A 25,239-nucleotide genomic window follows, 5' to 3' on the forward strand; every position below is an offset into this window, starting at 1 on the left:
TAATTTTAAATCAGGAAAAAGGTACTACTTTTTCGGATAATTCAAACACAGTATGTATAAAATTTCTTTAATTAAATCTCAGGTTTGATGTAAGGTGATAAACACATTTTTTTTACTTGAATCAGATAAACTATCAAATAAAAACTACGCTATTCTCTGAAAGATATACTTATGGAAAAATGTCAATATTAACTTATAATCTTCAATAATAATTCATTTATCGTTTAACAAAAACAACCATGATCTTCCCAAATTATGAAAGTGCATATTTTAAAAAATAAGTATCTCCAAAAAACTTAAAATTGACATAGAAATAAGTTACTTTTTTTCTTTGAAGAGTTTTCAGAAAAAGTACCTTTGCCGCCATGTGGATGTATTTAGGCCTACTGTCGGCTTTATTTTTAGGATTACATAATTTATGTAAAAAACATGCGGTTCAAGGGAATGAAGTTTTTCCTGTTTTGCTAGGAACTATTTCTTCAGGATTTTTATTAATTCTACCATTTTTTATCGGTTCAAAATATTTTCCTGAGCAAACAAAAAACCTTGGTTTTTATATCAATGATATTCCATGGAGTACTCATGGATTTATTTTTATAAAATCAATGATTATGGCAAGTAGTTGGGTGTTGGCTTATCAAGCTTTGAAGCACTTACCCATCACTATCGTTACCCCCATTCGATCTGCAGGACCATTTTTTACGTTTATCGGTGCCATATTTATTTATCAAGAAAAACCCAATGGATATCAATGGATTGGGTTTTTTCTTATCATTTTTTCAGTTTTTCTTTATTCAAGAATTGGAAAAAAGGAAGGAATTGTTTTCAAAAAAAACAAATGGATTTTCGCCATTATTGGGGCTACCTTTTTAGGAGCATCAAGTGGATTATATGATAAATTTCTGATACAATATCAAGGGCTAAATCCACAAACATTACAATTTTGGTTTTGTTGGTATACGGTTTTAATTTTACTAGTGATCCTTTGCTTTAATTGGTTTCCATATAAAGAAAAACGAAAAGCATTTACTTTCCGATGGTCCATCCCAGCGGTAGGTATCTTATTGCAAACAGCAGACTACTTTTATTTCAAAGCACTTCAAGATCCAGAAGCTTTGATTATGCTACTTTCAGCTATCAAAAGAAGTCAAATTCTAATTGCAGTGGTTGCTGGAGGATTGATTTTCAAGGAAAAAAACAAAAGAAAAAAATTGATTCCGCTCGTTGGGATTCTTATCGGAGTTGCTTTAATATTGTATTCTTAATATTTCTTTACAATAAGATTTTCAAAATGTTCCGTTGCAATGTCATGATCGACATTTCCCAAGACACCTTCAATTTTCCCTCTAGGAGTTCGCTGCCAAATCAGCCATTTTTTATTTTTCCATGCCAAAGGAATTTTCGGTTCCTCAACACCATATTCTGCAATCCACAAATGGTACTCAGAAAAATCTGATCCCAATAAATAATCGTTTGCAAAAACATTATTGGTATAAATAATAGGTTTTACTCCCATTTTCTGATGAACATATCTCAGCCAAATATGAATTTCTTTTTGCAATTCTTTTTTATGTACAGTCCCGATAATACCACCTCCCTCTAAATCTAAAACTGGTGGAATGTCTCCTTTTCCAACATTTCCTACCGTTTTGCAAAAATGAATTGCCTGTTCTTTTCCTGAGTCATTTGATTGATAAAAATGATATGCACCTTTAGACAAAGAAACATTCCCCATATTTTTCCAATTCTCATGAAACCTAGGGTCCACATAGTCTTTTCCTTGTGTTGCCTTGCTATAGGCAAAACTGATATTCGCTTCTTTGATCTCTTCCCAATTAATTTCTTGTTGAAAATGAGACACATCAATGCCTAAGTGATGTTTTTGTTTTGCATGATTCTGATTTCCAATCATTGATTTTTTATCTATTGGCGGTACTGATTTCTTTTGTTTTTCTGTGTTCTGTCCTGTCATTACAGAAACACCAATTAAAAAGACAAAAATTGTTTCAACAACAACCAACTTTTGAAAAACATAGGTTTGATCCTTACCGGAGGCTTCGGTACTATATTTTAACAATCTATGAATACCATAAAAAAATGCAAAAGGCAATAAAAGAAACTGAAAGACTATTGAAGATAATAGATTCAATGTTTGAATGATTATTGTTTTGGAAGCAGATTTTAGTATTATCAAAAACTCAGAAACACCTTCTTCAATATGTTCAGCAGCTAAATGAAAATCGTCTTCAGTAGCATCACCAACTCGAGTGAAAAAATTTAATTTTGTTTTTCCTGATTTCTCTGCTTTAGCAAGTTGTTTTTCATCTCTTATTTTTTCAAAATGCTCATAGCTCAATTCTTTCTCTTTATATTTATCATGTAAATCTGACAAATTTTTATGCAAAGAATCAGCTTGCTCAAACTGCATTTCTTTGGATATATATTTTACCCCAGAGACAAATGCGGGTAATCCTGGATTCAAAACAAATAGAAACAATAGTATCTTGGTGGCTATCGTTCTGTAATTGATAAAAAATGTACCAATAAAAGCAAGAACCGATAAAATTTTTACAAGAGAGGAACCCGATAGTTTAATCAATACCAATTGGACTGACAATAACAGATCTGACCACGACAAGTATTTAATTGAGCTGGCTAACAAATCTGTAATATTTTCTGAAGCTCCTGCGATAAGAATCAACTTACTTGAGCCAGCTGCCTCAGAAACGGACTTTAAATCAATCAGCACACCCAACGATAGGGTTCCATTATCAATAAGTTTTTCTAAATAGGAAATAAGCGTATTGTGAAAAGGTGTTGCAATTGCCATCCCTAATAAAATTAGAGCACAGCCATAAAACCAACTATTGGCTTTTAGTTGAAAGAGAATCTTTTTCATATCATTTTTTTGCGACGTAAAATACAAAAAAATGTTATTTGAAACTGATTCATTTCTCTCTCAATAATAAATAATGAATGAATGTTCATTTTATTTTGTACATTTGCATGGTTACAATGAAACAAGAAGAAAAAAGTAAAATAAAAAGAGATGCCATTATTAAGGCAACTTTAGCACTGGTTAACAGTAATGGTTTCCATGCGACGCCTATGTCTAAGCTAGCTAAATTAGCTGGTGTTTCACCCGGAACCATTTATTTGTATTTCGAAAACAAACAGGATTTAGTGAACAAAGTTTACTTAGAAGTAAAAGAAAAATTTACGAAATATTCATTTGTCAACTATCAACCTGAATTAGAGGTTGAAGAAAATTTTAAGGATATGTGGTATCGAATTGCCGCCTACAAATTAAAAGAAATAGACGAAGCTTTATTTTTGGCTCAATGTGACAACACTCCTGTTGTAGATGAAAACATAAGACAAGAAGGAATTGTGCATTTAACACCATTGATTGAAGTGATGCACAAAGGAAAGAATGAAGGAATTATTAAAGATATATCAGACTATTTGCTTTATGCTTATACCATCACTCCTATTTCTTTTTTAATTGTAATGCAAAACCGTGAGGCTTATAACTTAGACCCTAAAAGCATTGATGAGGCATATGAGTCGGCTTGGGATAGTATCCGAAAATAAAAATAAACGTATGGAATTATTAGATAAACTAAACTGGAGATACGCTACAAAAGCCATGAATGGCAAAAAAGTAGCCCAGGATAAAATTGATAGAATTATTGAAGCTGCTCGTTTGGCTCCAACTTCTAGTGGTTTACAACCTTTTGAAATTATTGTCATTACCAATCAAGAGTTAAAGGAAAAAATACGTCCAGTATCATGGAACCAATCGGTGATTAGTGATTGTTCTCATTTATTCATTTTTGCAGCTTGGGATACCTATACTGCTGATAGAATCAATAAGATGTTTGATTTAACAAATGAAGTTAGAGGTTTTGAAAATCAAGGTTGGGAAGATTATCGTCAAATGTTATTAAACTCCTACCCTCAAAGAGATCCAGAAATTAACTTTAACCATGCCGCTAAGCAGGCGTATATTGCATTTTCACAAGCAATTATAGCTGCTGCATTTGAAGAAGTGGATGCAACTCCACTAGAAGGGTTTGACCCATCTGCCGTGGATGAAATTTTAGGATTAAAAGAAAAAGGATTGCGCAGCGCCGTGATGTTACCCATTGGATACAGAGAAGAAGAGAATGATTGGTTGTCTTCACTTGTAAAAGTTAGAAAAAGCACGGATGACTTAGTCACCTTAATAGAATAAAAAGTTAGATTACCCCTGATCTGAATTTAGCCCGCAGCATTTTTTTTAAATGTCGTGGGCTTTTTTTTTGCCTCAAATCTAATATTTAACCATAAGAGTTAGTGTTTCACATTTTTGTTGCACTTCAAACATTACTATTTATATAGTTTTGGAATAAATTAATATGGATATCTATGAAACTACGCACAAAATTTATAATAGCATTTTACCTGCTATTGGGAGTCACAATAAACGCTACAGCCAAAACCATCAAATTATCAAAACAAAAAGGAAATTCAGTTGAGAAATTAAAGGCTGCGTACAATAATGCGAACGCCGGAGACATTATTCTTATCGACATGAATGTTACCTTCAATGATTCCGAAAAGCATTTTACCATAAAAAAATCCGGACTTACTTTCAAAGGAGCCAAAAACAACAAAGGTGTAAAATATCAATTATCGAGAGTTTCTAAAAAAGGAAATATCATTGTATTGACTGTTGGCCATACAAAATTTGAAAACTTACGTTTTTCAACTGCTGTCAATTTACTTCGAGTAGAAGCCAAGAAACAAACTTTAACTAATATTACTATCGACAATTGCGAATTTCTAAATTCTAGATATACTGGGGCCGACTTTAGAGGTGATTTTACTGATATTAGGGTTACCAACTGTTTGTTTGATGATTGCAAATTTGGACTGCAAACCATGGATTCCGAAATATTAAAGAATTTTATTGTAAAAAAATCAGTTTTTAAAAGAGGTGATCATCAAATAAGTATTGACAATGCTTTTGCTGATACCAATAAAATAGAACATGAAAATATTCTAATAGATGATTGTGAATTTTATGTTGCGGCACGATTTAATATTGCTTTAGCAAACACCAGAAATACTATAATTAGTAATAATAAAAGAATGGATGGTGGATTACAAGGCTATTCACAAGCGATACACATTGAACATGACACAAGAGATGTGTTGATTAAAAACAATACTATGAAAAATGATATTGGAAATGCGATTATCATATTTTCAACAGGTTATACAGGACATGGTAATGGGCGAAAAATTCCAAATGAAGAAAAAATAGATTTCGGTTCTTCTAATATCACCTTAGATGGAAATACCATTACAAGCTCAAAAAAGGCTGCTATTATGATTGGATATGGACGTGGTTATTTGAAAATTCTTGGAAACAATAGTATCAATTCAGAAGATAAAATCATCAAGGCTTATGAAACAAAAAAAACGATGGAATTTCATATTGATGATGATGTGCTCATGAACGGAAAAAAATACAGTACCCTAAAAAACTCAAAAGAAATTGAGACTTACTTTTTCATAAAAAGTTAATCGTACTTTATGAAAATATTGATGTAATTCATTTTGTATTACATCAATATTCCTTTTTTTGCCTCTATGGCCTCAGGTAAATTCTTCTCCCCTAACATTTCTCTTAAATCTATTTCAATGGTTCTACATAATGACAACATAGGAATATCATTAGCCATTCCTTGAAAAGGGCTTTCTGAATAATCACCAATCACCTCCATCATTAAATAGACCCAACCAATTAATGCCGTTACTGGTATATAGGCCCACATCGCCATTTTTCCTATTCTCATTAATTCAGGCACCATACTAAACGGAAGTAGCCCTATAAAGATCCAAACAAAAACTCTACTCATGTTTGCATATTGTCTTGGTAAGGGGAATTTTTTAATTCTTTCATTTTTCCCTTGTAAAGTGTAAAAATCTTTAAGCAAACGAGTTAAATTCATATGTCTAAAATCATCAATCAAATTTGCTTTTCTTAAAGCTTTCAGGTCTCTAGATTGCTCATTAATTATTTGAGTTGCAGTATTTTGATTGTGTATCAATCGCTCATATTCATCCTTAGGTAAAAAACATTTGAGTTGTGCCTTCGAAACTTCATCATCTACCATGCCCACACCATATTTACTTACATAACGCTTGGCAGCAAAACCAACCATTCCCTTCTGACTAATATGCTCCCAAGGAGTTGGCACTAATAATTGACTTCTATGTGCATACATCCAACCTAAATGTCTATATATCAAACGTTCTTTGATTGTTTCTATCTCTTTTTTATCTACTTCTTTCTCTGTGAACTGATTGCTGATAAATCCATCTACCATCATTCCCCAAGATCGACTATCATTTACAATTCCACCCCAAATTTTTCTTGCCTCCCACATACGATCGTATGCTTGGTTATTTTTAAAACCTACATAAAATGCTACAGCGGTACCAATTACAGAAACAGGAAGCCATGGTATTTCAAATTTTATAATCTTTGCCTCATACAAAAATGTCACACCACCGGTAAACAATAACAGCCAAATGATATGGCCTCCTGACCATTTTAAAAGATTTACAAGACTAATGTTTTTTGTGATTATCATAAAATACGAATTAGGTTTTTCTTTTTGTTCATATCAAACATACTAAAAGAAATAATTAATGATGATGCTCTGCTTCACTTTTTTTCAGCTCAGACATTAAATAGTAGGCACCAGATTTCGCTACAGCGATTGTATCATTCTGAATTTTCTTAAATATAAATGAAATATAACCATGTACATTTTCTTTTTGCAAAACTTCCAACGGTTCAAATTCAACACCTTTTTCAGTTTCTTTTGAAACAGAGAATACAAAGAGTCTATCGCCATCTCTAAAAAATGCTTCTAAGGGCAATGCTTGTTCTTTTTTCTCGTTAAAAATAATCCGTGCGTTCACATACATTCCCAATATTAAATTATCAAAATGGCCGTCAATTTCGGCATGAACGTGCATTGCTTTCGTTCCTTCCTCAATAGATTTACCAACAGAAATAATATGACCTTCAAATTCTTTATTTCCTACAGACTTAATCAAAAATTTCACCTTTTGACCATTTTTCACTTTTGAAATATCTTTTTCAAAAACCATCAAATCTGCATGAATGTGATCAGTATTCACTATCTCAAACAATTCTTTTTGAGGTTGTACAAATTGCCCTGTTTTGACTCCTACTTTTTCTATAAATCCATCAATCGTACTTTTTAAAGGAGCTTTTGTATATATCTCCCCTTTGTTTATATAACTGGCGTTTAATCCTAACAGTAGTAATTGACCTTCCAAACCTTTCACTAAGCCTTTGGCGCTATTATAATTTGCTTTTGCTTGCTGATAATCTCTACCTGAACCTACTTTTGCATTATAAAGCTTTTCCTGTCTCAAAAAATCTTGTTCTAAAAAATTTAGCTGATTGTACATCTTTAAATAATCTGTTTGAAGTTGAATCAAATCAGGATGCGAAATATATGCCAAGACATCTCCTTTTTTCACTTGCTGTCCTTCAATAACCTCAATACTCACAATATTAGCACCAATGCTCGTAGTTATGACAGCCTCATTTTGTGGAGGTACACTTATTTTTCCATTTACTTTGATAAAACCATTCATGTTACGAACCGGAATTTCACCTGTGTCTATATCAAGAATTTTTAATTGTTCTTTCGTCAAAAATAAAGGCTCATCATGATGCTCTTCCTCCTCATCGTCATGCTTTTCATTTGAGTTTTTATGTGATTCTGATTTGGAATTTGACTTTCCACCTCCTTTTTCTTTGTTAGAATTTGATTCTTTGCATGCTCCTAGAAAAACACAAAGTAATAGTATATAGATATGTTTCATTTTATTCGTTTTTAGTTTCTAAAAAATAAGATACATTTATTTTACTTTCAGAATATTGTTGGAAAATCGTCCATGAGTTAATCTCTAGCTCAATAGCATTTTTTATGGTTTGTATAAAAGCAATATAACTCATACTTCCTTCCTGATAAGCCAAAGTTGCACCATCTCTTTGCTGGACAGCCAAGGGTAAGGCATGACTTTTATGATACTCCCAATTTTCTTTTAATCGCATATAGTTTGCCATCGCAATTTTAAAACTGTTGGCTAGTTTCAGTTGTTTTATTTTATTGTTTTGTTCAATTATCTCAACGTTCAACTTTGATGCTTTGGATTCCCCTTTGGCTTTAGAAAAAATTAATGGTAGTTGAATACCAACTTGATAACTATTAAAACCATTTTCATTACCAATTTTCTGAAAACCATATTGTGCTGACACCGTTGGCAAATATTTTGAACTATAAACCTTGGATTCAGCTTTTGCTACAGACAACTCGCTTTCCCATAAAGAAATCAAAGGATGACTTTCAATATTAATTTCCACAAGATCTAAAGGTTCCTCCATCAATTCTATGGAAACATCTGCAATATCGAAATACTGATCTGCAAATAACCATTGGTTTAACTCTTGTACAGCTATCTTATAAGCCATATGATATTGTTCTTTCTGAAGCTTTATCAACTCCCCTTGATTTATAGTTGTTTGAAATTCTAAATTGGAAATGGCTTTCGTTTCATAACGCAGCTCTAACGCCTTTTTCAATCCCGAATACACCGTGTCTATCTCTTTATATGATTCGTATATTTTCTTAGTTGTAAATGCCTTGATCCAAGCATATTCAACCCTTTGTTTTAACTGTATAGTGTTTAAGGATTTATTGGTTTCAGCTAGTTTTATATTTTCATTTGCTAATTTGTTTTTAGAAGCAATTGAAAATAAAGCAATGTTAGATTGCCCTAGCCCCAAAGTCGTATATGTTCCATTACCATCATCACCAATTTCATCTCCCATGGTAAAAATTTTTGTGTTACCAAAATCCCATGCAGTAGATTTTATAGCTCGCTCTTTTTCAATCTCTAAATCTGCAACTATTAATTCTGGATAATTCTGTTGTGCCAATTCAATCGCCTGATTCAAATCAATCTTCTGATTCTGTGAAGAGCCTAATGAAGGGAACAGCATAAAACCAATAAATAAAATTGTGACCGCAAGATTCGATCTCTTAATGCTTCTTTGTTGATTGAAATTTTCAACCGCTTTATACAAAATCGGGATGATAAATAACGTCAACAATGTGGAAGTCAACAAACCTCCAATCACAACAGTTGCCAATGGGCGCTGTACTTCAGCACCGGCGGTAGTAGACAATGCCATTGGTAAAAAACCTAACATATCTGTCAATGCAGTTAATAAAATAGGTCTAATACGTCTTTTTGTTCCTTCTTTAATTCTCTCATTTAAATCTGTCACACCTTCTTCTTTAAGCTCATTAAAACCACTAACCAACACCAAACCATTTAAGACGGCAACTCCAAAAAGAACAATAAAACCAATACCAGCAGAAATACTAAAAGACATGCCTCTCATATATAATGATAAAACTCCACCAATAGTAGCCAACGGAATCGCCATATATATCATCATGGTTTGTTTAAAAGATTTCAAGGCGAAGAATATCAAAACAAAAATTAATATAAGGGCAATGGGAACAACGGTCTTTAATTTTTTTGTGGCTCTTTCTAAATTCTCAAAAGCGCCACCGTAACGAATATAATATCCCGCTGGTAGTTTTATGTTTTGTTCTATCTTTAATTGAATCTCCTCCACCAAGGTTTTGATATCTCTTCCTCTTACATTAATACCAACATAAATTCTTCTATTTGTATTATCTCTACTTATCTGCATAGGGCCAGGTTTGAAACTAATTTCAGCAAGTTCTTTTAATGGAATCTGACTACCGTTCGGCAAACTCACAAAAAGATTTTCAACATCATATAACTCTTGTCGCAACTCTTTTTTTAATCGTACTACTAAATCAAATCGTTTCTCTCCTTCAAATACAACTCCTGCCACACCACCTGCAAAGGCAGTCTCAACCAGTCGGTTCATATCATTGATTGCCAATCCATATTGGGCAATTTTTCTTCTGTTATATTCAATCGTTATTTGCGGTTGACCCGATGTAGCTTCTACCTTTAAATCTGCTACCCCGTCAATATCGGAGACCAAAACACCTATTTCATTAGCTTTCTTTGATAATACATTTAAATTTTCTCCATATAATTTAATGGCAATATCTTCACGCACACCTGTTATCAATTCATTGAAACGCATTTCAATAGGTTGACTAAATTCATAATTGATTCCTGGGATTCTTTCCAACATCTCTTTTATTTTATCAATCAATTCTGGTTTAGAAGAGGCTGAAGTCCATTCTTGCACAGGCTTCAGTATTAAAAACACATCGGCCAAATCCATAGGCATTGGATCTGTAGGAACATCAGCAACCCCTATCCTACTGATTACATCAATAACTTCTGGGAATTTTTGTTTTATCAGTTTTTCTACCTTCGTTGTTGCTTTTACGGTTTCAGATAAAGCACTACCTGGTTTTAGGATGACATGAAAGGCAATATCTCCTTCGTCTAACTTTGGGATAAATTCTCCGCCTAAATTTGAAAAAATATAGATACTCGCGGTCAACATTAAAATAGCGATACCTACTATTATTTTGGAATATCCCATGATTTGAATTAACGCTCTTCCATAAATACGTTCTACCCAATGAACCGCACGATATCCATAGCTTCTTTTATGCTTAACTTTCGGTGCTGTTAGAAATAATGAAGTAACCATTGGCACATAGGTCAGACATAAAATCATGGCACCAATCATAGCAAACATAAAAGTAAAAGCCATTGGTTTAAACATTTTTCCTTCGACTCCTTCAAGAGATAGTATGGGCAGAAACACAATTAAAATAATAAATTGACCAAAAAAGGCAGTGTTCATCATTTTAGAGGAAGCTTTGTAGGTGATTACGTCCTTATCCTTTTGCGTCAATACTTTCTTTGATGTAATATGTTTGTAGATATAAAAAACAGTGCTCTCAACAATAATAACAGAGCCATCCACAATAATACCAAAATCTATAGCTCCTAAGCTCATTAGGTTCGCCCAAACATCAAAAACATACATCAGGATAAAAGCAAAAAGTAAGGCCAATGGAATTGTTGAAGCCACAATAATACCACCTCTCCAATTACCTAGGAAAAACACCAAGATGAATAATACAATTAATGCACCTTCAAAAAGATTATTCTGAACTGTTTTTGTCGTATTTTCAATTAATTTTGACCTATCCAAGAATGGTTTGATTCTCACTCCTTCTGGCAAGGATTTTTGAATCAGAGCTACTCTTTCATTCACAGCGTTAATAACTGAATTGGTATTCGCTCCTTTTAACATCATGATCATTCCTCCGACAGCCTCACCTTCACCATTTTTAGTAACAGCACCATACCTAATTGCGCTACCAAACGAAACTACTCCAATATCTTTAATTAATATTGGTAGATCATTTTTATTCCTTACCACAATATTTTTAATATCATCAATACTTTTGGCCAAACCCTCACCTCTAATAAAATTCGCTTGATGATCTTTTTCAATATAGGCCCCTCCTGTATTTTGATTGTTACGTTCAAGAGCAGTATATACTTGTTTTATAGTCAATCCTAAAGCATTCAACTCCTCAGGATCAATCGCAACTTCATATTGTTTAATATGACCACCAAATGAATTCACTTCCACAACGCCAGGAACCATTGCCATTTGTCTTTTGATGATCCAATCTTGAATTTCTCTTAGCTTCTGTGGTGAATATTTATCTTTATACCCCTCCTCTATATCTAAGGTATATTGATAAATTTCTCCTAAACCCGTGGAAATAGGTCCCATAAAAGGTTTACCAAATCCTTCAGGTATTTTTGCATTTATTTCTCCAAGTTTCTCAGAAACTAATTGTCTTGGCAAATAGGTGTCCAAACCATCATCAAAAACAATGGTAACCACTGACAGTCCAAATCTTGAAATGGATCTAATTTCTGTTACTCCGGGCAAGTTTGCCAACGCTATCTCTACAGGGTATGTAACAAACTGTTCAATTTCTTCCGTTCCTAAATTAGGAGCTTGTGTAATAATTTGAACTTGATTGTTTGTGATATCAGGTACTGCATCAACGGGTATTTTACTGGCGCTAAATACACCAGCTATTATTAATCCAATGGTTAACAAACCAACAACTAACTTGTTATGGATTGAAAACTGTATGATTTTATTGATCATTTAATAGTTGTTTAAGTTAAAAAAATGTCATTTTCTGACACAAAAGGATATAGTTATCCCATAAAAACTTTAACTTAAATTATGGGTGGTTGATATAAGGAATGTAACACTTCTTGAACAGTTTCTGTAGACGGTTTAGAAATTTCTCTCTGTGTAAATGAATTTAATGTCAATTCAAAGGTATTCAACTCAACAGTGTTGATTACCATTTGACAGCACTGACAAGAACAAAAAGGTGAACACAGGTCCTCTTCAGAATGCGAATGTGAATCTTGATGCTCATTTGAAACTTTCTCCAATTCTACATCTTGCTTTTCACAAGATAACATAGCATCGTTACATGTAATAAAAGACAAGGAAAAAATATAAAAAGAAAGTAAGAAAATTAAGCTTTTCATGATTACAAAAATATAAATAAAATTGATTCAAACTACACTATCTTTACAGATAAAAATTGAACAACCTACATTGAAATTGGTAAATAAATATAGGCTTTTTATTAATTTTAAATCGACACATATAGATTTTGTTTATGGATGTATTAAATATTTTTAACAGTAATTAGCTTTTTTTCGATAGTATTACTATTATATTTGCAGTTAAATGTAATTTTTACAACTCATTATGAATAACTTAACTCCTTGGCAACGATTCATAGGTTTATTAAAACTAGAAAAGAAGGAAATCTTTCAAATTTTCTATTACGCAATTTTTTCAGGAATCGTTTCTTTGTCTCTTCCTCTTGGAATTCAAGCAATTATAAACTTAATTCAAGGTGCGCAAATATCTACTTCTTGGGTTGTTTTAGTAGTTTTAGTTACCATTGGTGTTTTGTTCAACGGTGGACTTCAATTGATGCAATTAAGAATTATTGAAACCATTCAACAAAGAGTGTTTACAAGGGCGGCTTTCGAATTGAGTTATCGTTTTCCTAAAATAAAAATGCATGAGTTGAGAAATTATTATCCACCAGAACTTGCCAACAGATTTTTTGATACTTTAACGATTCAAAAAAGCCTTTCTAAAATATTAATTGACGTACCCACAGCATTATTGCAAATTATTTTTGCTTTGATGTTACTTTCATTCTATCATCCCTTCTTTATCCTATTCGGTTTCTTGTTAATGGTCTTGGTTTATATCGTTTTTAAATATACGGCTAAAAGAGGATTAGAAACTAGTTTAGAAGAATCAAAAAACAAGTATAAAGTAGCCCATTGGATTCAAGAAATTGCCAGAACTATAGTAAGTTTTAAACTCTCGGGAGATTCTAACATAGCCTTAGACAAGAATGATGAATTGGTAGTAAAATATTTGAAATCACGTGAAAAACATTTTAAAGTACTCGTGATTCAATATTCTCAGATGATAGGTTTTAAAATGCTTATTACGGCTAGTTTATTAATTATTGGTGGAGCCTTGGTACTGAATCAAGAGATGAATATTGGTCAATTCGTTGCAGCAGAAATTATTATTCTTTTGGTGATTGCTTCTGTAGAAAAATTAATACTAGGATTGGAATCTTTTTATGATGTGCTAACGTCCATTGAAAAGTTAGGTCAAGTAGTAGACAAGGAACTAGAGGCACAAGTTGGAGAAAAACCTACTTTCAAAGAAGAATTCAATATTGAACTAGAGCATGTGACCTATGATGTTCCAAACCGAAAGAAATCTATTTTAAAAGACATTAATTTAAATATTCCATTCAAAAAAAGAGTTTTAATAAAAGGTGAAAGTGGTTCAGGAAAATCGAGTCTATTACGAGTTATCACGGCGGTTATTGAACCTACTGAAGGTAATATGTATATCAATAATGTCTCTGCTCAAAGTTTAAACTTAAATCATTATCGTTCACAATTAGGATTGTCTTTATCTGAAGAAACTCCTTTTGAAGGAAGTTTGAAAGACAATATTACTTTCGGAATCAAAGAAGTGTCTGATGAAACAGTTTTTAAGATCATTAAATATGTTGGACTTACACAGTATGTAAAAGAACTTCCGAATGGAATTCAAACTATACTGCAGCCAGATGGGAAACAGATTTCGTATACGATTGCTAAAAAGATAGTTTTAGCAAGAGCGATTGCTAAAAAGCCAAAAGTTTTGATTTTGGAAGATCCTTTGGATAGATTCAATAAGGAAGAAACAAAGTCAATTGTAGAATATTTGTCAAACCCATCGCAACCTTGGACATTGATTGTTGTGAGTAGCAATCCATTATGGGAGCAATACACCGATGAAGTCATCAATTTAGACGAGGGTAAATTAAAATAAGAATTAAATATGCTGAATATATCAAACACAAAAGGACGAAGTAACATAGATTTGTTGTCCTATAAATCAGGACAATTTGCATATTATAAAAAGCATTATAAACACTTCAATAGGTTTTTAATGGTTTTTGCTTTGATTGGGATAATTACTTTGTTCATGCCATGGACTCAAAATATTAAAAGTAACGGTATTGTAACTACCCTACGACCTAATCAACGTCCACAAACGATACAATCTCAAATACCAGGAAGAGTTGAAGAATGGTTTGTTCAAGAAGGTGATTATGTTGAAAAAGGTGATACTATTTTAAGAATATCTGAAATTAAAATTGATTATTTCGATGATAGATTGATAGAAAGAACCAATGATCAGATAACAGCAAAAAGTTCTTCCGTTGATGCCTATAAATCGAAGATTGAAGCTTTAAACAGACAGATTGTAGCTTTACAGCAAGAACAAAAGCTGAAAATGAAACAAGCGAAAAATAAACTTTTACAATCGTATTTAAAGGCAAAAAGTGATAGTATTGATTTTGAAGCAGCAAAAATAAATGCAGAAATCTCAAAACGTCAGTATGATCGTACGGTTGTACTTGCCGAGGATGGCCTAAAAGCTATCAGGGATGTGGAAGAAAAAAATCTTAAGCTACAAGAATCAAATGCAAAATTGATAGCACAAGAGAATAAACTATTGACTAGTTTGAATAACATCATCAATGCACAGGTGGATGTTTCTCAAATTGAAAACACTTATGTAGATAAAATCTCTAAGGCGCAGAGTGCTTTATATACGGCGAAATCAAGTCATTATGACACCCAAGTACAAGTATCTAAACTTGAAAATAGTTATACTAATTATCAAAAAAGAAATGATCTTCTTTTTATAACCAGTCCACAAAATGGATACATCAACAAAGCCATCATTGGTGGTATTGGTGAAACCTTTAAAGAAGGTCAAGAACTTTTAGGAATTATGCCTGCATCTTATGAATTGGCTGTAGAAACTTTTGTAAAACCAAATGACTTACCTCTATTACATGTAGGCGAAAAAGTAAGAGTTCAATTTGAAGGGTGGCCAGCTATTGTATTTAGTGGATGGCCAAATCAATCTTATGGAACTTATGGTGCAAGAGTTGTTGCCATTCAAAATTTCATTAGTCCAAATGGTAAGTATCGTGTTTTGTTAGCACCAGATTCTGATGATCATACTTGGCCAGATGCGATAAGAATTGGATCTGGAGCAAGAACCTTTGCTTTGTTAGAAGATGTCCCTATTTGGTATGAATTATGGAGACAAATTAATAGCTTCCCTCCTAACTATTATCAACCAACTCAAATGGAAGGAAAAGAAAAATCTGAAAAATAAGTATGAAAAATTTTATTTTATTTTTTCTTGTTGGATTTGGAATTATGAAGGCGCAAACAGCAACTGATTCTACTGAGGTAAACGCTCCATTAGAAACCAACAGTATTGATTCTTTGGTTGTTCCAAAAGAGTTGAATTACACCGCGCCGTTAGGCACATTTGATGATTTTATCAGTTTGTCTGAATTTTTGAGTTATGTTAAAACATTTCACCCAATTGTAAAACAAGCTAATTTGATTGTTACTGAAAGTGATATCAAACGTTTAAAGTCAAGAGGTGCTTTTGACCCTAAACTAGAAATTGATTACGCTACAAAACAGTTTAAAAGTAAAGAATATTATGATAAACTGAATGCTACTTTCAAAATACCTGTATGGTATGGTGTTGGGGTAAAAGCGAATTACGAAAATAACGACGGTGAATATCTAAACCCTGAAAGTACCACTCCTAAGGATGGACTTTATGGACTAGGTGTTACGGCATCCATTGGAGGAAATATGCTTATGAACCAGAGAATGGCAGATGTTAAGCAGGCTAAAAATTATCAGAAACAAGCTTTAGAAGAACAGAAAATACTTGTAAATAATATTTTATACGACGCTGCAAACACCTATTTTGATTGGTTACGTTTTTACAATGAAAGAAAAATTCATGAATCGTTTTTGACAAATGCGGAATCGCGTTTTGTTGCCATAAAGAAAAGTTTTTATTCGGGAGAAATGGCTGCTGTTGATACTTTGGAAGCAAACATTGCCATTGGAAATAGAAAATTAAATTTAGAAAAGGCAAATATCAAATACATCAAAGCTACTTTAGATTTGTCGAATTTTCTATGGCTTGAGAACAATGTACCTGTAGAATTAAATTCTACTATAATACCAGATACGCTAACTATTGAAAATGTTGACACGGCATTAAACACCTCTAAGATTGAAACGGAACAATTTGATATTACCGAACATCCCAAATTAAAGGCATTGGGGTTTAAAACTGAGAATTTAGAGATTGAAAGAAAACTAAAATTCAATAAATTATTACCAACCATTGAAGGAGAGTATAATTTCCTCTCGGGTTCGTTAGGAAATGATAATGCGTTTGGTCTTGACAATTACAAGGCTGGAATTAAAGTAAGTGTTCCTATTTTTATCAGAAAAGAACGATCTGATTTAAAGTTATCTAAGCTAAAAATTGAAGCTTTGAATTATGAAAGGTCAACACAACAACTTTCTATCGCTAATAAAGTGAATGGTTTGTTACAAGAATTGAATTCCTTTGAAAGTCAAATCGACTTTTCGAAAATTTTGGTAAGAGATTATGGTGCTTTGTCAAAAGCAGAACAAAGAAAGTTCAATTTGGGTGAAAGCTCTATTTTCTATGTGAATATCAGGGAATCAAAACAAATAGAAGCTGAATTAAAATACACCCAACTCATAAACAACTATTTGAAAACAAAAGCTAAATTATATAACAGCTTGGTTGTTTTTTAATTTTTAAGAAACTGAGACACTGTGATCACTATGTGCATTAAAGTCTTTTGAAAGAATAGTATCCACCATTATCCAATTGGCATTGGCATTACCAGGTTGTAAATTCAATTCAATATATCCTCTATTTGAACTATTAAAATAGGACAATTGATCCACCAATGCTTTAATGCCAGACTGAAAATTTTGTCTTTGATCAGGATCTTCTATGATATATTCAAAACCCGGAGAGGTAACGGAGGAAGTTGCAAACTCGTTTACAATTGAATTGCCCTCTTCTTTCAATATTTCATTGTGCCAAGCATTATGTGAGTCCCCTGCTAAAACGATTGTTTTTTTCGTTTCCAACAAAGTCAATATTTCCTCCCTTTCTACGGGATATCCATCCCAAGAATCAAGATTATAAGAAAATACATTTGTCACTCTAAATTTTTCTTGTGTTGTCACAGTTGGATCCAGAGCTTGCATTCTTAATTTTATTTGTACCAATTCGAACATTAGAATCTCCAATCGGTTCAAACTTTCTTCTGAAATAGTACCACTTGTCGTCTTCTCTATGTTCAATACATGTAACTCTGTTATCAATTCTAACGGAAAATAAATTTTTCCCATGACCACTTGTTGGCCAACAATCAACCATTCTTCTGATGTATTTGATATTTCAGATTTGAGCCAATCCTTTTGAGTTTCTCCCAAAATTGTCCGAGTAGGTTCCAGCCAATCTTGCCGAAACAAAAGCTCATTTAAATTACCATCTACATTGTAATATTCATTGATCTTTAATTGTTTATCGCGACCTGCTAATCTTGTATCTAAAACAACTAATTTTGCCAAATTGCCAAATTTAAAACTTCTATAACCAACTGCTTTATCGTTTGTGGTAAACGGTAAGAATTCACTATATGCCTGTAAGGCTGCGTTTTTCCTTTCTTCAAAGCTTCCTTCAGTTTCTTGATGAGCACTAGCTCCTTCCTTATAACTATCATTCGCAATTTCATGGTCATCCCAAATGCATATAAAAGGCTTTTTTTGATGTAACAATTTCAAATCATCATCGGATCTATACTGTCTATAACGAGTCCTATAGTCCTCCAGTTTTAACAATTCATTACTGGGAAGATGGCTTCGCCCTAAGGAAATAATTTCTTCAGCTTGAGACAAACCATTGGCCCTGTTTTCATAAATATAATCCCCAAGATGCAAAACAATATCTACATCTGAATTCGCAATTTCCTTATAAACATTAAAATACCCTACTTCATAATGTGAACATGAAGTAACACTCAACTTTAAATTATTTAAATTGCTTTCTGAAAAAGTTCTTGTTTCTCCAACGTCAGAAACCGACCGAGAGATGATGTCAATAAATCTGTAATAATATATTTTATTTTCATCCAAATCCTGTACTTCTACAGAAACTGTGTAATCCACTTCTGAGGAAGTTGAAACTCTTCCATAACGTACAATATCATTAAAACTAGCATCTGTAGCAATTTGCCACTCTAATTTGCCTTCTATTATATGTGTCTCAATATAACACCAGATAATTATTTTTGTTGCAGTGGGATCAAAACTAGCAATTCCCAAAGGGAACATATCGTTTTCATTATTTAAGAATGAATTAATAGCTTGTTCCTCTTGAAAATCATCTTCACAACTAATAATATTCGTAGCAATTAATAAACCTCCAGTACCGAGGATACTCTTTTTTATAAAGCTTCTTCTGTCCTTCTTTATTGCCATAATAAATTAATTAATAATTATAAAGAAGAAGGGGCTATTAAGAGTTCAACCAAGCTTTTATTTCACTAGCCTTTAATTTGCTTACAATAATTCTCTCCTCCGTTTTTGGATGTACATCAACAATTAATTTTCCATTGAAATGGAATTTTAATTTATCAATGCTTTGTTTATTTAAAATATATTGCCTGTTTACTCTAGTAAAATTAGTGGGATCTAACTCCTCTTCTATCGTTTCAAGTTTTTTGTTTAAAGTATATTCTTGCTTTTCAAAAGTAACGGCTTTCACAATTCCCATATCAATAAAAAAGTAAGCAATATCAGCAACTTTTATAGGGATTAATTCATCGCGTTTTTGGATCAAATAACTTAATTTATAGTTGTTATTTGTAGAGGCTTGAAGTAAAGACATTACACCTTTTAGTTGGTCTTCGATCGCTACGCTATTCGCAGATGCTTTTTCATATTTCTGTAAAGCGCCTTCCATATCTTCTTCAGAGACTGGCTTTAATAAATAATCTAAACTATTTACTTTAAAGGCTTGGATGGCATATTGGTCATAAGCGGTTGTAAAAATTATTGGAATCTCAATTTTTACTTTCTCAAAAATTTCAAAAGAAATCCCATCAGCTAAATGAATATCCATAAAAACCAATACAGCTTCCGTTGGATTTGAGAAATAATCAATGGCATCAGCTACAGAATCTATAACATTTAAGACTTCAATTTCTGAGTTGATAGATTTTAAGATATAAGTTAGGTTATCACTTGCTGCGATTTCATCTTCAACTATTACAACTTTCATTTTTTTTATTTTAAAGGCATTTTGACTCTAAAGATATTGTTTTCATTTGATATTTTTATGCTTTTTTCCTTCAATAGCATATATCTTTTGTTAATATTAACTAATCCCTGCCCGGTACTATCTACAAATGTACTTCTCGGTTGTATTTTATTCTCTACAATTAGAAAGTCATCATCATGAAATATTTTTACATGTAAAGGATTTCTATTAGATATTTCATTATGCTTCACAGCATTTTCAACTAATAATTGCAAAGCTAACACTGGAATTTGATACGACATAATTTCTTCATCCACCAAAACCTCAATAGAAAATTTATCTCTATATCTTGTTTTAATTAGAAATACATAACTATCAATAAACTTCAACTCCTCTCTTAACTCCACCAAATCTCTATTTCCACTTTGTAATATATATCGATACATATAAGAAAGTTGATTTACAAAATTCGTGGCTTCTTTATTTTCTCTAATTAAAGAATTTAAAGAATTTAGAGAATTGAATAAAAAGTGAGGATTTATTTGATTTTTAAGTGCAGAAAGTTCATTTTGAAGATTCTGTTTAGCTAGTCGTTCTTTTTCTTGGATATCAGCCTCTCTACGAGCCTTGTATATTAGATTTTTTGCCAAAGCAATAAGTCCTAACATCAAAATTACAAGAATAAAAATCAATAATTTTTCATCTCTCACATACAATTCATGACCTGTGAAATCATCATAAAGATCAAAATAAAAAGAGGAACAAACGTATAGAATTAATCCATTTATTAAAATTGACGAGGTAATAAATAAATATTGACCGAATTTTTTAAAATAAGTATCTAAGTTTGTGTTGTAAAGTAAAACCACATAAGAAAACCCAAACAAAAAGAACATTCTAAACACCACATCAATTGTTGAGGGAGGCGTTATATAAGAGTCTTTGGTGTATTTTAAGAAACCTATCAACTCTAACAACCTCGGTGAGTTTTGTAGTAAGCTCACCAAAAATGATATCAATAATATCTCTCTCTGTTTTACCGCTTTAGTTTCCAATAAAATATAATTAAATTAAAGTTAGAGGTTAGATTGTAATCAAATTACTTTCACCAATATTGCTAAAATTACAAATACGAAATTAATTAGAACTACTGTTTTAATCAATTCTTTTCTAGTTACATCTTGAGCTATTTTCATAATATATCCTTTTAGTTTTAGACTCTAAAAGTATATCAGAAACGTTCTTTAATGTTTATTATTACACTCAAGTGTAAAAAAACTTAAGTGAACCGTCAAATATCTTCAATGAATTACTTGTCGTATGTTGTAGAAACAACTTGTCCTTGTCTAAGTATAACAATACTTACCTTTTCGCCATCCTTCGTATTGATCAATCTTTCTTGAACCAACTCTAAAGAAGAATGATCTAATATTTTTACTCCTGCAATTTCTAAAATAATATCTCCTCCTAGCAATAATTCTTGTCCTGCAATCACAACTGGTACAAATCCTCCCATTAAACCAAGTTTCCCTGCTTTTCCTTGCGTAGAAACTTTGGTGATCAAAATCCCACCTTGTTGCGGTAAATTCAATAAAGCCGCAAGCTCTGGTGACAATACCATCGACTCAAATCCTGACCAGTTTTCTCTGTTCGCAAGTATCTTGTTTGCTACATTCGAGGTAACGGCAAAACCAATCCCATCAAAACCACCTGAAACAGTATATATTCGACTTGCAATTCCTACAATTTCACCTTTCATATTAAACATTGGCCCACCAGAATTTCCTGGGTTAATAGAGGCATCTGTTTGAAAGAAATCTACCTTTTCAAACCTATTACTTAAATTTTCAGGAGAATATTTTCCGCTTATAATTCCTTTTGATAAGGATTGTTTGAATCCATGAGGAGCTCCAATAATAAAAACATTGTCACCTATTTGAACTTTATCGGAATCCCCTATTTTAGCAATATTTTTCTCTTTCAATTGAAAAGAATCTTTTACTTTAATCAGGGCTACATCTGCATTGGTATCAGAAGAAATAACTTCTGCTTCATATACATCTCCATCTGTAAATTCAACCGTGATTTTTTCAGAAGCCTGAATTACGTGAGCAGCGGTCCAAATCAATCCCTCCTCAGCAATCAATACACCAGATCCTAACGACTCTTCTTTTCTAACCTGTTGACTAAAAAGTACATCAGAATAGTCATAACTCTCTATATTTATATAAACGACAGAACTGCTGACCTTTTTATATAATTTTGATAAATCTTGAGCTGAAATATTTAAGGAAACAAGAGCAAGTAAAAAAACAATTTTTTTCATAATAATATCAATATGAGGATTTAGGTTAATTAAAATAAGTGGATGTTCCTCTTTTGCTAAAGTAATTAAAATTTGAAATTTTAATCACTTTTTCTTTAAGTAATAAACATAAAAAAAGGCTGTTAAATCAAATGATTAACAGCCTTTCATAAATTATTTTAAACTTCTATTTCTTAAATAATTGCTTCACAACCGCTTTAGCGAAATCATCGGAAGTAGTTACCAAACTTTTAGGGTTATCAACCAATGAAGTTACCACGGCTAATAATTGTTCAGACTCAGGCAAAGACAAGTCATATAATAAAGTTTCTACCACAAATTCTTTCTCTGTAGAGGTGATTGCTGTAGAGCTTCCTCCACCAACATATCCCATATTCATATTGTGATAGTATCCAGTTCTATAACGTCCTGAATAATAACCATAACCACCGTAACCACCATATCCATAATAAGGATAAGCTGAAGGGTCTTCTGTTACATTAGTAACAACTGATTCTTTGACAGATTTTACAGTTGTAACAATGGCAATATCAACTCCCATTTCATTCAATTTTTCACGAATTTGATTTACCTCCTCTGGTGTATGTTTCTCATCTGGGGCTGCATCTGGGAAATTCACATAACTTGGAAGTACCTCAAATTCTGGTCCTTTCGCTTTGAATTGAGCCGCCATATCTTTTTCAAAACGCTGTCTAGCAACATTATCTTTTGATTTGAATACGATAATTACTTTTCCACCATCAATATTTTGAATTCTAGAATCCTTCCAAGCATCAGACACTTTAACTGTTGAACAACTTACCATTGAAACAAGAACCAAAAGGATACTTGAGATTTTTACTATTGTTTTCATAAATTTTATTTTAATACGGTTTATAAAATGAGTTACCATCTTATTAATAGTGCACAATATATGCAATTTGGTTGAGATAAGACAAGCTACTCCTTCCTTATTTTAACATCATAAATCGGGCCAAATTTTTTCACTCCTTTTCTAATTTATTTTTTGATTGATTTAATTGGTTGATATACTTCCCTACCACAATTGCTGTGATAATAACATTATACATTTGGCCTATAAGCCCTATCAAAACACTCACTTTTTGAGCCAAAGTGGAAGCAGGAGTAATATCCCCATATCCTATAGAAAGTAATGTGATATAACTAAAATACATAAACTCATCATTGAAGGTATCCCTGGAAAATGCTCCCTTAAAGGAAGCATGGAATGATCCTGGAACTGCTAACTCTATAGTCATACATAAAAAATACCCAATCAAACCAATGGATACATATCCACTAATCAACCCAAAAATAACATGTGATGATATTTTTTTAGCATCCCAAACTTGTTGCACAATTTCATAGGTTACAAACAAGTAAAACAGAAAATTAATAGCCATTCTAAGAAACACTATTTCCTCCTCATATTCATTGGTTAGTAATCTATACACCAATAAAAATCCACTAATCCCAATCAGTATTAAAAAAACAATGAATTTTAGTCGCTTTTTAGACATCATAATCAAACCCGCAAAGATATTTATGAAAAACATTGCTGGCAACAACCACAGATCGAAAAAAGAATTCGAAACTAAAATAGATCCGAACAGAATAAAAAATTGACTTAGAAAAAATATTTCAAATCTATAAGGATGCAGTTTTGAAAAATTCATAGCAGATTAATTATTTAAAGCATTCAATTTCGCTTTTTGTAAAATTACAAATCCTGTAATAAAAAACAAGGTCATGCACAACATACTAATTCGCATGCTACCCGTTATTTGATCTATCAAACCATAACTAAAAGTTCCAATAACGATTCCCAGTTTTTCTGTTATATCATAAAAACTAAAAAAAGAAGCATGGTTGCTAGTATCTTTTGGGATTAGTTTTGAGTATGTTGATCTTGAAATGGATTGTATTCCCCCCATAACAAATCCTAAAAACATGGCCATGACATAAAATGGAATTTTAGAATTCAGAAAATAACCCGCAACACAAATAATCCCCCAAATAATTAAAGCCGTACTTATTGAAGTTCCATTTCCTTTTTTTCTTGACAACCAGGCAAAGAAATAACTCCCCCCTATGGCCACAATTTGAATGATTAATACTACTAAAATCATTTCGTCCGATTCCATTCCTATTACTTTATTCGCAAACAACGGAGCTAATAACATCACGGTTTGAACTCCCATGCTAAAAATAAAAAAGGATACCAAATAGAAATTCATGCTAGGCATGGTTTTTACTTTTTTCAGCACTTGAAGAATTTGTTCTTTTCCTTTCCCTAAAATTTCTTTGGATATTGAATTGGTAGTCTCTTTGTCTTTTAAATAATAAAACGCTATTTGGGCAAACCCAAGCCACCAAACTCCGACCAAAATAAACCCGAAACGAGTTGCTAATAACCCCGACTCAAAACCAAAAGACTCATAACTCTGAAACAAAACCAAATTCACTATCAACAAAATGACAGATCCTATATATCCGAGTGAAAACCCTTTTGCACTCACGGAATCCATTTTATCGACTGTGGCAACTTCTGGCAAAAAGCTGTTATAGAACACCAACGATCCCGCAAAACCTACGCTACCTAAAACAGCACATAAGATTCCATACTCTACATTTTCTCCAGTAAAGAAATACAACCCCATACAGGCAAAAGATCCCAAATAGGTGAAAAATTTCATGAAACGCTTCTTTTTACCAGAGTAATCTGCTATTCCAGAAAGTATCGGTGAAATAAATACAATTATTAAAAATGAAAACGAAATGGCATAGGAATACAAAACCGAATTTGAAATATTCATTCCAAAAAACAACAGTTCTTCTCCTTTAAAAAAATCTTCTGTAGTCCCTAAAAAGTACACTGGAAAGATTGCGGTAGTAATAATTAGGTTATACACTGAATTTGCCCAGTCAAAAGAAGCCCAAGCATTTATTAGTTTTTTATCGTTTTTTTGCAGCATCTTTTTTTAAATGAAGTTTTTGTAAA

Annotated in this window: 19 protein-coding genes; 7 read left to right on the forward strand and 12 right to left on the reverse strand. The window is 32.3% G+C overall.

What is annotated here, in order from left to right:
* Nucleotides 1-365 precede the first annotated feature (365 nt).
* Complete coding sequence (locus P8H68_RS07885) at nucleotides 366-1,265, forward strand: EamA family transporter (protein WP_300323165.1); 900 nt, start codon at nucleotides 366-368, stop codon at nucleotides 1,263-1,265.
* Here P8H68_RS07885 and P8H68_RS07890 read toward each other — a convergent pair.
* On the reverse strand, nucleotides 1,262-2,899 hold the full coding sequence (locus P8H68_RS07890; protein WP_300323166.1) for a glycoside hydrolase family 25 protein: 1,638 nt from the start codon (nucleotides 2,897-2,899) through the stop codon (nucleotides 1,262-1,264). The two genes, P8H68_RS07885 and P8H68_RS07890, sit on opposite strands and share 4 nt — an antisense overlap.
* 116 nt (nucleotides 2,900-3,015) lie before the next feature.
* Here P8H68_RS07890 and P8H68_RS07895 point away from each other — a divergent pair, with 116 nt between their 5' ends.
* The 3 genes from P8H68_RS07895 to P8H68_RS07905 all read left to right on the forward strand — a co-directional run bounded on the left by P8H68_RS07895 (nucleotide 3,016) and on the right by P8H68_RS07905 (nucleotide 5,574).
* Nucleotides 3,016-3,594, forward strand: a complete 579-nt coding sequence (locus P8H68_RS07895) for a TetR/AcrR family transcriptional regulator (protein WP_300323168.1) — start codon at nucleotides 3,016-3,018, stop codon at nucleotides 3,592-3,594.
* 10 nt (nucleotides 3,595-3,604) lie between these two features.
* A complete protein-coding gene (locus P8H68_RS07900) occupies nucleotides 3,605-4,237 on the forward strand; it encodes an NAD(P)H-dependent oxidoreductase (protein WP_300323170.1) in 633 nt (210 codons plus the stop codon).
* Nucleotides 4,238-4,410: 173 nt separating this feature from the next.
* Complete coding sequence (locus P8H68_RS07905) at nucleotides 4,411-5,574, forward strand: right-handed parallel beta-helix repeat-containing protein (protein ID WP_300323172.1); 1,164 nt, start codon at nucleotides 4,411-4,413, stop codon at nucleotides 5,572-5,574.
* A gap of 38 nt (nucleotides 5,575-5,612) precedes the next feature.
* Here P8H68_RS07905 and P8H68_RS07910 read toward each other — a convergent pair whose 3' ends face one another.
* The 4 genes from P8H68_RS07910 to P8H68_RS07925 form a co-directional block, all read right to left on the reverse strand.
* Nucleotides 5,613-6,647 (reverse strand): bestrophin family ion channel, encoded by a 1,035-nt coding sequence (locus P8H68_RS07910; protein ID WP_300323174.1) that lies wholly within the window; start codon nucleotides 6,645-6,647, stop codon nucleotides 5,613-5,615.
* 55 nt (nucleotides 6,648-6,702) lie between these two features.
* Entirely contained in the window at nucleotides 6,703-7,920 is a 1,218-nt protein-coding gene (locus tag P8H68_RS07915; protein WP_300323176.1) for an efflux RND transporter periplasmic adaptor subunit, read from the reverse strand.
* A 1-nt stretch (nucleotide 7,921) separates the two neighbouring features.
* On the reverse strand, nucleotides 7,922-12,265 hold the full coding sequence (locus tag P8H68_RS07920; protein WP_300323178.1) for a CusA/CzcA family heavy metal efflux RND transporter: 4,344 nt from the start codon (nucleotides 12,263-12,265) through the stop codon (nucleotides 7,922-7,924).
* Nucleotides 12,266-12,339: 74 nt separating this feature from the next.
* Nucleotides 12,340-12,663, reverse strand: coding sequence for a DUF6660 family protein (locus P8H68_RS07925; RefSeq protein ID WP_366144934.1), 324 nt, complete (start codon nucleotides 12,661-12,663; stop codon nucleotides 12,340-12,342).
* Between the two features lie 226 nt (nucleotides 12,664-12,889).
* Here P8H68_RS07925 and P8H68_RS07930 point away from each other — a divergent pair, with 226 nt between their 5' ends.
* Genes P8H68_RS07930 through P8H68_RS07940 form a run of 3 tightly spaced genes read left to right on the forward strand, consistent with a single transcriptional unit; the run spans nucleotide 12,890 to nucleotide 17,391 of the window.
* Entirely contained in the window at nucleotides 12,890-14,539 is a 1,650-nt protein-coding gene (locus P8H68_RS07930) for an ATP-binding cassette domain-containing protein (RefSeq protein ID WP_300323182.1), read from the forward strand.
* Nucleotides 14,540-14,548: 9 nt separating this feature from the next.
* Nucleotides 14,549-15,904 carry an HlyD family efflux transporter periplasmic adaptor subunit gene (locus tag P8H68_RS07935; protein WP_300323183.1) on the forward strand — a complete coding sequence of 452 codons (1,356 nt, stop codon included), beginning with the start codon at nucleotides 14,549-14,551 and terminating at the stop codon, nucleotides 15,902-15,904.
* A 2-nt stretch (nucleotides 15,905-15,906) separates the two neighbouring features.
* Nucleotides 15,907-17,391 carry a TolC family protein gene (locus P8H68_RS07940; protein ID WP_300323185.1) on the forward strand — a complete coding sequence of 495 codons (1,485 nt, stop codon included), beginning with the start codon at nucleotides 15,907-15,909 and terminating at the stop codon, nucleotides 17,389-17,391.
* Between the two features lie 3 nt (nucleotides 17,392-17,394).
* On the opposite strand, the gene P8H68_RS07945 is transcribed toward P8H68_RS07940, so the two are convergent.
* From P8H68_RS07945 to P8H68_RS07975, 7 genes are all read right to left on the reverse strand, one after another.
* A complete protein-coding gene (locus tag P8H68_RS07945; RefSeq protein ID WP_300323187.1) occupies nucleotides 17,395-19,131 on the reverse strand; it encodes an alkaline phosphatase D family protein in 1,737 nt (578 codons plus the stop codon).
* A gap of 37 nt (nucleotides 19,132-19,168) precedes the next feature.
* Nucleotides 19,169-19,933, reverse strand: coding sequence for a LytTR family DNA-binding domain-containing protein (locus P8H68_RS07950; protein ID WP_300323189.1), 765 nt, complete (start codon nucleotides 19,931-19,933; stop codon nucleotides 19,169-19,171).
* Nucleotides 19,934-19,938: 5 nt separating this feature from the next.
* Nucleotides 19,939-20,967: a histidine kinase gene (locus P8H68_RS07955; protein ID WP_300323191.1), complete on the reverse strand. Its 1,029-nt coding sequence runs from the start codon at nucleotides 20,965-20,967 to the stop codon at nucleotides 19,939-19,941.
* 254 nt (nucleotides 20,968-21,221) lie between these two features.
* Complete coding sequence (locus P8H68_RS07960) at nucleotides 21,222-22,238, reverse strand: trypsin-like peptidase domain-containing protein (protein ID WP_300323193.1); 1,017 nt, start codon at nucleotides 22,236-22,238, stop codon at nucleotides 21,222-21,224.
* Between the two features lie 166 nt (nucleotides 22,239-22,404).
* Nucleotides 22,405-23,091 (reverse strand): hypothetical protein, encoded by a 687-nt coding sequence (locus P8H68_RS07965; protein WP_300323195.1) that lies wholly within the window; start codon nucleotides 23,089-23,091, stop codon nucleotides 22,405-22,407.
* 130 nt (nucleotides 23,092-23,221) lie between these two features.
* Nucleotides 23,222-23,914, reverse strand: a complete 693-nt coding sequence (locus tag P8H68_RS07970) for an ion channel (protein ID WP_300323197.1) — start codon at nucleotides 23,912-23,914, stop codon at nucleotides 23,222-23,224.
* A gap of 6 nt (nucleotides 23,915-23,920) precedes the next feature.
* Entirely contained in the window at nucleotides 23,921-25,213 is a 1,293-nt protein-coding gene (locus P8H68_RS07975) for an MFS transporter (RefSeq protein ID WP_300323199.1), read from the reverse strand.
* Nucleotides 25,214-25,239 lie beyond the last annotated feature (26 nt).

Source organism: Flavicella sp. (assembly GCF_029238425.1).
Classification (GTDB): domain Bacteria; phylum Bacteroidota; class Bacteroidia; order Flavobacteriales; family Flavobacteriaceae; genus Flavicella.

Excerpts from the sequence above, each read along its gene's own strand:
- P8H68_RS07885 (WP_300323165.1), top strand. The coding sequence starts at position 366 with ATGTGGATGTATTTAGGCCTACTGTCGGCTTTATTTTTAGGATTACAT.
- P8H68_RS07890 (WP_300323166.1), bottom strand. The coding sequence starts at position 2,899 with ATGAAAAAGATTCTCTTTCAACTAAAAGCCAATAGTTGGTTTTATGGC.
- P8H68_RS07895 (WP_300323168.1), top strand. The coding sequence starts at position 3,016 with ATGAAACAAGAAGAAAAAAGTAAAATAAAAAGAGATGCCATTATTAAG.
- P8H68_RS07900 (WP_300323170.1), top strand. The coding sequence starts at position 3,605 with ATGGAATTATTAGATAAACTAAACTGGAGATACGCTACAAAAGCCATG.
- P8H68_RS07905 (WP_300323172.1), top strand. The coding sequence starts at position 4,411 with ATGAAACTACGCACAAAATTTATAATAGCATTTTACCTGCTATTGGGA.
- P8H68_RS07910 (WP_300323174.1), bottom strand. The coding sequence starts at position 6,647 with ATGATAATCACAAAAAACATTAGTCTTGTAAATCTTTTAAAATGGTCA.
- P8H68_RS07915 (WP_300323176.1), bottom strand. The coding sequence starts at position 7,920 with ATGAAACATATCTATATACTATTACTTTGTGTTTTTCTAGGAGCATGC.
- P8H68_RS07920 (WP_300323178.1), bottom strand. The coding sequence starts at position 12,265 with ATGATCAATAAAATCATACAGTTTTCAATCCATAACAAGTTAGTTGTT.
- P8H68_RS07925 (WP_366144934.1), bottom strand. The coding sequence starts at position 12,663 with ATGAAAAGCTTAATTTTCTTACTTTCTTTTTATATTTTTTCCTTGTCT.
- P8H68_RS07930 (WP_300323182.1), top strand. The coding sequence starts at position 12,890 with ATGAATAACTTAACTCCTTGGCAACGATTCATAGGTTTATTAAAACTA.
- P8H68_RS07935 (WP_300323183.1), top strand. The coding sequence starts at position 14,549 with ATGCTGAATATATCAAACACAAAAGGACGAAGTAACATAGATTTGTTG.
- P8H68_RS07940 (WP_300323185.1), top strand. The coding sequence starts at position 15,907 with ATGAAAAATTTTATTTTATTTTTTCTTGTTGGATTTGGAATTATGAAG.
- P8H68_RS07945 (WP_300323187.1), bottom strand. The coding sequence starts at position 19,131 with ATGGCAATAAAGAAGGACAGAAGAAGCTTTATAAAAAAGAGTATCCTC.
- P8H68_RS07950 (WP_300323189.1), bottom strand. The coding sequence starts at position 19,933 with ATGAAAGTTGTAATAGTTGAAGATGAAATCGCAGCAAGTGATAACCTA.
- P8H68_RS07960 (WP_300323193.1), bottom strand. The coding sequence starts at position 22,238 with ATGAAAAAAATTGTTTTTTTACTTGCTCTTGTTTCCTTAAATATTTCA.
- P8H68_RS07965 (WP_300323195.1), bottom strand. The coding sequence starts at position 23,091 with ATGAAAACAATAGTAAAAATCTCAAGTATCCTTTTGGTTCTTGTTTCA.
- P8H68_RS07970 (WP_300323197.1), bottom strand. The coding sequence starts at position 23,914 with ATGAATTTTTCAAAACTGCATCCTTATAGATTTGAAATATTTTTTCTA.
- P8H68_RS07975 (WP_300323199.1), bottom strand. The coding sequence starts at position 25,213 with ATGCTGCAAAAAAACGATAAAAAACTAATAAATGCTTGGGCTTCTTTT.